The 8181-nt window shown below is 69.6% G+C and carries 5 protein-coding genes and 1 pseudogene; 3 read left to right on the forward strand and 3 right to left on the reverse strand.

Features of this window, described 5'->3' with window-relative positions; translation table 11 throughout:
• Positions 1-114: 114 nt before the first annotated feature.
• The 3 genes from ACFWI9_RS27025 to ACFWI9_RS27035 all read right to left on the reverse strand — a co-directional run bounded on the left by ACFWI9_RS27025 (position 115) and on the right by ACFWI9_RS27035 (position 5306).
• Complete coding sequence (locus ACFWI9_RS27025) at positions 115-2334, reverse strand: NADP-dependent isocitrate dehydrogenase (RefSeq protein WP_387165833.1); 2220 nt, start codon at positions 2332-2334, stop codon at positions 115-117.
• 213 nt (positions 2335-2547) lie between these two features.
• Positions 2548-3987 (reverse strand): argininosuccinate lyase, encoded by a 1440-nt coding sequence (gene argH, locus ACFWI9_RS27030; protein ID WP_387165835.1) that lies wholly within the window; start codon positions 3985-3987, stop codon positions 2548-2550.
• Positions 3988-4109: 122 nt separating this feature from the next.
• A complete protein-coding gene (locus ACFWI9_RS27035; RefSeq protein WP_387165837.1) occupies positions 4110-5306 on the reverse strand; it encodes an argininosuccinate synthase in 1197 nt (398 codons plus the stop codon).
• A gap of 386 nt (positions 5307-5692) precedes the next feature.
• Between ACFWI9_RS27035 and ACFWI9_RS27040 the strand changes: the two genes are divergently transcribed.
• From ACFWI9_RS27040 to ACFWI9_RS27050, 3 genes and pseudogenes are all read left to right on the forward strand, one after another.
• Positions 5693-6274, forward strand: a complete 582-nt coding sequence (locus ACFWI9_RS27040; RefSeq protein WP_387165839.1) for a pyridoxamine 5'-phosphate oxidase family protein — start codon at positions 5693-5695, stop codon at positions 6272-6274.
• 140 nt (positions 6275-6414) lie between these two features.
• Positions 6415-7782, forward strand: a complete 1368-nt coding sequence (locus tag ACFWI9_RS27045; RefSeq protein WP_387165853.1) for a ferric reductase-like transmembrane domain-containing protein — start codon at positions 6415-6417, stop codon at positions 7780-7782.
• A gap of 8 nt (positions 7783-7790) precedes the next feature.
• A pseudogene (locus ACFWI9_RS27050) lies at positions 7791-8181 on the forward strand (FMN-binding protein); the annotation flags it as partial.

The following is an 8181-nucleotide window of genomic DNA, read 5'->3' on the forward strand; positions in this document are numbered from 1 at the left end:
TTTGCGTTGCTCCCTTCCTCCTTTTCCTCGGTTGACCCCCCCCCCCCCCCCCGGCGCGCCTCCGGGCTGGGGTTCTCTGTGGTTGTCTGGGTCACACCCCTCCCCCCCACGGGGTCAGACGAGGGCAGCGAGCGCCTCGTTGAAGGTCGCCGAGGGGCGCATGACGGCCGCGGCCTTGGCCGGGTCGGGCTGGTAGTAGCCGCCGATGTCCACCGGGGAGCCCTGGACGGCGTTCAGTTCGCCGACGATCGCGGACTCCTGCTCGGTCAGCGTCTGGGCAAGCGAGGCGAACGCCTTGGCGAGCTCCGCGTCGTCCGTCTGCTTGGCCAGCTCCTGGGCCCAGTACGTGGCCAGGTAGAAGTGGCTGCCGCGGTTGTCGATTCCACCGAGGCGGCGGCTCGGCGACTTGTCCTCGTTGAGGAACGTACCGGTGGCGCGGTCCAGCGTGTCGGCCAGCACCTGGGCGCGGGCGTTGCCGGTGACCTTCGCGTACTGCTCCAGTGCGGGCACGAGGGCGAAGAACTCGCCCAGGCTGTCCCAGCGCAGGTAGTTCTCCTTGACCAGCTGCTGGACGTGCTTCGGCGCGGAGCCGCCGGCGCCCGTCTCGAAGAGGCCGCCGCCCGCCATCAGCGGGACGACCGACAGCATCTTGGCGCTGGTGCCCAGCTCCAGGATCGGGAACAGGTCGGTGAGGTAGTCACGCAGTACGTTGCCGGTCACCGAGATGGTGTTCTCGCCACGGCGGATGCGCTCCACGGACAGCTTGGTCGCCTCGACCGGGGACAGCACCCGGATGTCCAGGCCCTCGGTGTCGTGCTCGGTCAGGTACTCGCTGACCTTGGCGATCAGGTTGGCGTCGTGTGCGCGGGTCTCGTCCAGCCAGAACACCGCCGGGTCGCCCGTGGCGCGGGCGCGGGTGACGGCCAGCTTCACCCAGTCCTTGATCGGGGCGTCCTTGGTCTGGCAGGCGCGGAAGATGTCGCCCGCGGAGACCGCCTGCTCGATGAGGGCGTTGCCGGCCTCGTCCACCAGGCGGACGGTGCCGGTCACCGGGATCTCGAAGGTCTTGTCGTGGCTGCCGTACTCCTCGGCCTTCTGCGCCATCAGACCGACGTTCGGGACCGAGCCCATGGTCGACGGGTCGTAGGCGCCGTTGGCGCGGCAGTCGTCCACGACTGCCTGGTAGACACCGGCGTAGCTGCTGTCCGGGAGGACGGCGATGGTGTCCTGCTCCTGGCCGTCCGGGCCCCACATGTGGCCGGAGGTGCGGATCATGGCCGGCATGGAGGCGTCCACGATCACGTCGGAGGGGACGTGCAGGTTGGTGATGCCCCGGTCGGAGTCGACCATGGCCAGCTCCGGGCCCTCGGCGAGCTCGGCGTCGAAGGAGGCCTTGATCTCGGCGCCCTCCGGCAGTCCCTCCAGACCCTTGAAGATGCCGCCGAGACCGTCGTTCGGGGTGAGGCCCGCGGTGGCGAGCACCTCGCCGTGCTTCGCGAAGGTCTTCGGGAAGAAGGCGCGCACGACGTGACCGAAGACGATCGGGTCGGAGACCTTCATCATCGTGGCCTTGAGGTGCACGGAGAACAGCACCCCCTCGGCCTTGGCGCGCGCGATCTGGGCGGTGAGGAACTCGCGCAGCGCGGCGACCCGCATCACGGAGGCGTCCACGACCTCGCCCGCCTGGACCGGCACGGACTCGCGCAGCACCGTGGTGGAGCCGTCGTCGCCCTTGAGCTCGATACGCAGCGAGCCGGCCTCGGAGACGACCACGGACTTCTCGGTGGACCGGAAGTCGTCCACGCCCATGGTGGCCACGTTGGTCTTGGACTCGGGGGTCCAGGCGCCCATGCGGTGCGGGTGGGCCTTGGCGTAGTTCTTGACCGACGCGGGGGCGCGGCGGTCCGAGTTGCCCTCGCGCAGGACCGGGTTGACGGCGCTGCCCTTGATCTTGTCGTAACGGGCGCGGATGTCGCGCTCCTCGTCCGACTTCGGGTCGTCCGGGTAGTTCGGCAGCGCGTAGCCCTGCTGCTGGAGCTCCGCGACGGCGGCCTTCAGCTGCGGGATCGAGGCCGAGATGTTCGGCAGCTTGATGATGTTCGCGCTGGGCGTCTTGGCCAGCTCGCCGAGCTCGGCGAGCGCGTCACCGATCCGCTGGCCCTCTTCGAGGCGCTCCGGGAAGGCGGCGATGATCCGTCCGGCCAGGGAGATGTCACGAGTCTCCACAGTGACCCCGGCGGCCTGGGCGTACGCCTGGATCACCGGCAGGAACGAATACGTCGCGAGGGCCGGCGCCTCGTCTGTGTGCGTATAGATGATGGTCGAGTCAGTCACCGTGCGCTCCGCTCCACGTCTCCACGTCTGCAACATTGCTCGACATCAAGATATCTCGCGTCCGGCCGCTATCCGACAGGGCCCTCCGACAGAGCCTTCCGACTGGGCTCTGCCGGCAGAGCTCCGGCGGCAGGCACTCTGTCGGCAGAGGCCGCACATGCCGCCGGAGCACGTCACCTCACCTGATGCCGTGGGCATTGCCGACGAGGCCCGCTATCGCTTGGCGGCGGCCCAGGCCTGCTGTACGGCCAGGTCCGCCTTGACCTCGGCGAGCTGCGCGGCGACCGCCGACGGGGCGGTCCCGCCGCGCCCGCTGCGCGAGGCGAGCGCGCCCGGGACGTTCAGCACCGTGCGCACCTCGGGCGTCAGATGCGGGGAGATCGTGGCGAACTGCTCGTCGGTGAGCTGGTCGAGCTCGATTCCGTGCGCCTCGCACTCCTTGACGCACTCGCCCGCGACCTCGTGCGCGACCCGGAACGGCACGCCCTGCCTGACCAGCCACTCGGCGATGTCGGTGGCGAGCGAGAACCCGGCGGGGGCGAGCTCCTCCATGCGTTCCCGGTTCACGGTCAGTGTGGCCATCATCCCGGTGAAGGCGGGGAGCAGCACCTCGAGCTGGTCGCAGGAGTCGAAGACGGGCTCCTTGTCCTCCTGGAGGTCGCGGTTGTACGCGAGCGGGAGCGCCTTGAGGGTGGCGAGCAGCCCGGTCAGATTGCCGATGAGGCGGCCGGACTTGCCCCGGGCCAGTTCGGCGATGTCCGGGTTCTTCTTCTGCGGCATGATCGACGATCCGGTGGAGAAAGCGTCGTGGAGGGTCACGAAGGAGAACTCCTTCGTGTTCCAGATGATGACCTCCTCGGCGATCCGGGACAGGTTCACGCCGATCATGGCGGTGATGAAGGCGAACTCGGCGACGAAGTCGCGCGATGCCGTGCCGTCGATCGAGTTGGCGGCCGAGCCGTGCTCGAAGCCGAGGTCCTGGGCGACCGCCTCGGGGTCGAGCCCGAGGGAGGATCCGGCGAGCGCGCCGGAGCCGTACGGGGAGACCGCCGTGCGCTCGTCCCACTGCCGCAGCCGCTGGGCGTCCCGGGAGAGTGCCTGGACATGGGCGAGCACATGGTGTGCGAAGAGCACCGGCTGGGCGTGCTGGAGGTGGGTGCGGCCGGGCATGGCGACGTCCGGGTGGGCCTCCGCGAGCCCGACCAGCGCGTCCTGGAGGTCCCCGATGAGTCCGCCGATGATCCGGGCGTGGTCGCGCAGATACATCCGGAAGAGCGTGGCGACCTGGTCGTTGCGGGACCTGCCGGCCCTCAGCTTGCCGCCGAGGTCGGGCCCGAGCCGCTCCAGCAGGCCGCGCTCCAGGGCGGTGTGGACGTCCTCGTCGGCCACGGTGCCGGTGAACTCGCCCGATGCCACATCGGCTTCGAGCCGGTCGAGTCCGGCAAGCATCCGCTCCAGTTCGTCGGCGGTGAGCAGGCCCGCCTTGTGGAGGACGCGTGCGTGGGCGCGGGAGCCGGCGATGTCGTACGGGGCGAGCCGCCAGTCGAAGTGGACCGACGCGGACAGCAGGGCCAAGGCCTCGGACGGGCCGTCGGCGAACCGGCCGCCCCAGAGCCGGACGTCACCCTGGTTGTTGCCGCTGTTGCTGCTCACAGCTGTTGCTCCTCAAGACTTGCCGAACCCGTGCCGGGCTTTGGATATGCCGCCGCCTCCCAGCCACTGACCGGCGGGGAGGCGGCGGTACACGTAGAGAATCAGGCGAGGTCAACGTCAGGCTATGCCTGCAGATCACGCCGCGCGGCGATCTTCGACGACAGGCCGAAGATGTCGATGAAGCCCTGCGCCTTGGACTGGTCGAAGGTGTCGCCCGAGTCGTAGGTGGCGAGGTTGAAGTCGTACAGCGACTCGTCGGACTTCCGGCCGGTGACCACGGCACGGCCGCCGTGCAGGGTCATCCGGATGTCGCCGGTGACGTGCTGGTTGGCCTCGTCGATGAAGCCGTCCAGGGCCCGCTTGAGCGGAGAGAACCACAGGCCGTCGTAGACGAGCTCGCCCCAGCGCTGCTCGACCTGCCGCTTGTAGCGGGCGAGCTCCCGCTCGACCGTGACGCTCTCCAGCTCCTGGTGGGCGGTGATCAGCGCGATCGCGCCCGGAGCTTCGTAGACCTCGCGGGACTTGATGCCGACGAGGCGGTCCTCGACCATGTCGATCCGGCCGATGCCCTGGGCTCCGGCGCGCTCGTTGAGCTGCTGGATGGCCTGGAGGACGGTGACGGGCTTGCCGTCGATGGCGACCGGCACGCCCTCCTTGAAGGAGACGATCACCTCGTCCGGCTCACGCGGGGCGGCCGGGTTGGAGGTGTACTCGTAGATGTCCTCGATCGGCGCGTTCCAGATGTCCTCCAGGAAGCCGGTCTCGACGGCGCGCCCGAAGACGTTCTGGTCGATGGAGTACGGCGACTTCTTGGTGGTGGCGATCGGGAGCTGCTTCTCCTCACAGAAGGCGATCGCCTTGTCCCGGGTCATGGCGTAGTCACGGACCGGGGCGATGCACTTCAGGTCGGGCGCGAGGGAGGCGATGCCGGCCTCGAAGCGCACCTGGTCGTTGCCCTTGCCGGTGCAGCCGTGGGCGACGATCGAGGCCCCGTGCTTCTGCGCGGCGGCGACGAGGTGCTTGACGATGGTCGGCCGGGAGAGGGCGGAGACCAGCGGGTAGCGGTCCATGTAGAGGGCGTTGGCCTTGATCGCCGGAAGGCAGTACTCATCGGCGAACTCGTCCCTGGCGTCCGCGACCTCCGCCTCGACGGCACCGCAGTCGAGCGCGCGCTTGCGGATGACGTCCAGGTCCTCGCCGCCCTGGCCGACGTCCACGGCAACGGCGATGACCTCGGCGCCCGTCTCCTCGGCGATCCAGCCGATGGCGACGGAGGTGTCCAGTCCGCCCGAGTAGGCGAGTACGACGCGCTCGGTCACGGGATTCTCCTTACGGTGCATGACGTGATGGGTATAACTATGCAGACCTCTGTATGGTTTGTCAACGCAGGCATGGCTCAACCGGAATCCGTGCGTCCCACCACGTTCCGCGGCATGGACAACGCGGGACGTACGGCGGCGGACACGGGGACACAGGGGCAGGACATCGGGGCAGGGCAGACGCAGGCCATCCTCAGCGCGGCACTCGCGGAGCGCCTGACTGGCGGGGTGCCGGTCCGGCCGCCGCGCTGGACGCGGCACGGACGCGGCACGGACGCGGCACGCCCCGGGCTGCACCCGGCGCCGAGGGCGCCGAGACAGCCGCGCGGCGGGCGTTCGCCGCCCCGGAGGCACACCAGGCATCCAGCCCGCCGACAATTCAGCACATGGGACAGACGTATGAGCGCATAACAGGCCGCATTCGCACGTTCATCGAAGAGCAGCCGGTGTTCTTCACCGCCACCGCGCCGCTCGCAGGCGACGGGCACATCAACCTCTCCCCCAAGGGCCGCAAGGGCACCCTGGTCGTCATCGACGAACTGACGCTGGCCTACCTGGACTTCGGTGGCAGTGGCGCCGAGACCATCGCGCACCTCCGCGAGAACGGCCGCATCACGCTGATGTGGTGTGCTTTCAGCGGCCCGCCGAAGGTGCTGCGGGTGCACGGCGAGGGGGAGGCGGTGTTTCGTGACGATCCGCGGTGGTGTGAGCTGATCCCGCTCTTCGGCGAGGCCGACGGCGCCGGTGCCCGGGCGGTCGTCGTCGTACGCGCGCGCCGGATCGGCGACGCCTGCGGGTTCGCAGTCCCGTTCATGGACTACCGCGAGGAGCGCACCCAGCACGCGGAGTACCTGGCGCGCAAGACGGACGAGGAGTTCGCGGAGTACTGCGAGCAGAAGCCGCACATCGGCGTCAGCCTCGACGGGCTCCCCGCGCTCCCGCTCCCCCTCCCGGCCCGCAGGGGCTGACCCGCTCGGCGCCGCTGCCACGGCGTACGGGAACAGTCGGCGGGGATTCTCGCGTACCTCCGCCGGCGTTGAACCGCCCGGCGTGCTGCTCCGTATTCACGTGAGCGAAGCGGAGCAGCCGAGGAGCAGCCGTGGCGACAATGATTCAGAGCGGTCGGGCGGCCAGACGCCAGACCATGCGCGCGATCCAGCCGCGCCGGAATCCGGCAGCGGTGCTGCTGGGACTGGCGTGGGTGGGCGCGCTGGCCGTGCTGTGGCTGTGGTGGGACAACACCGCGGTCGTGCGGATGGACACAGCCCAGTGGCTGATCGGAGGCGGCCGGATCACCGGGCTGCTCGGCGGCTACATGATCGCGCTCGTGGTGCTCCAGATGGCCCGCGTCCCCGCGCTGGAGCGGCGCGTGGGCTCCGACCGGGCCACCCGCTGGCATGCGATGAGCGGACGGTACGCGATCAGTCTGATCGTCGCCCATGTCGTCCTGACCGTGTGGGGTTACGCCGTCCAGGCCCGTACCGGTTTCGTCGAGCAGACCGTCACCGTCGTGGTCGACTTCCCCGAGATGATCAAGGCAGCCGTCGGCACCGGGCTCTTCCTGCTGATCGGCTTCGTCTCGGCCGGGATGGTGCGCCGCCGGATCAGCTACGAGGCCTGGTACTACCTGCACCTCCTCACCTACGTCGCGGTGTATCTGACGTTCTGGCACCAGCTGGCCACCGGCGCCGAGTTCGTGGCCAACCCGACCGCCCGTACCGTCTGGTACGCGATGTACGGAACCGTCGGGGCGCTGCTGCTCTGGTACCGGGTGCTCGCACCCGTCCGGCTCAACCTCTGGCACCGCATGGAGGTGGAGGCGGTCGTCGAGGAGGCGCCCGGGGTGGTATCCGTGCTGATCACCGGACGCCGACTGCACCGGCTCGGTGCGGAGGCGGGTCACTTCTTCCGCTGGCGGTTCCTCACCAAGGGCCTGCGCTGGAGCGCCAATCCGTACTCGCTGTCCGCTCCGCCGCGCCCGGATCTGCTGCGTATCACCGTCAAGGCGGCCGGCAACCACAGCACGGCCCTCTCGGCGCTGGAGCCCGGGACGAGGGTGTGGGCAGAAGGCCCCTACGGCGCGATGACCGCGGCGCGGCGCAGTCGGAACAAGGTACTGCTGATCGCCGGTGGCGCCGGAATCACCCCGCTGCGTGCCCTGTTCGAGACCCTGCCCGGCAACCCCGGCGATCTCACCCTGCTCTACCGGGCCGGAAGCACCGAGGACCTGGCGCTGTGGAGCGAGCTGCGGGAGATCGCCGAGGTACGGGGAGCGAAGCTGATGTACGCCGTCAACGGGCCCGACGGGGCACGGCCCGAGATCACCACCGAACGGCTCCAGCAGGTCCTTCCGGACATCGATGAGCACGACGTCTACCTCTGCGGACCGCCCGGGCTCGCCGAGGAGTCCTACTCCGCACTGCGTGCGGCGGGCGTACCGGCCCGCCGTATCCATCACGAGTCCTTCGAGATGTGAGGCCCTCCGTGAAGAGGAAGCATCCCCTGCGCCGGATCATGATCGCCGTCGCCGGCACCACCTCGGCGGTGGTACTCCTGCTCGCCATGAAGCAGCCGGGCGCACCGCTGGCGGGCGCGTCGTCGCAAGCCGGTGGCGCCGCCGCACCGGGGGCTTCGGCGCCCGCGGGAAGCGGAGTCCAGCCCGCGGGCGGGCAGACGGTGCTCGGTGACGAGGCACAGACCCAGTACGGCCCCGTACAGGTCAAACTGACCATGAGCGGCGGCGGGATCACCGCGGTCGAAGCCGTCAAGGCACCCGATACCGACGCCAACAGCCGCAAGATCGCCGCCAACGCCATCCCCCAGCTCAACAAAGCCGCCATCACCGCCCAGAGCGCCCAGATCGACACCGTCTCCG

The organism is Streptomyces sp. NPDC127084, assembly GCF_042724175.1.
In the GTDB taxonomy this organism is placed as follows: Bacteria; Actinomycetota; Actinomycetes; order Streptomycetales; family Streptomycetaceae; genus Streptomyces.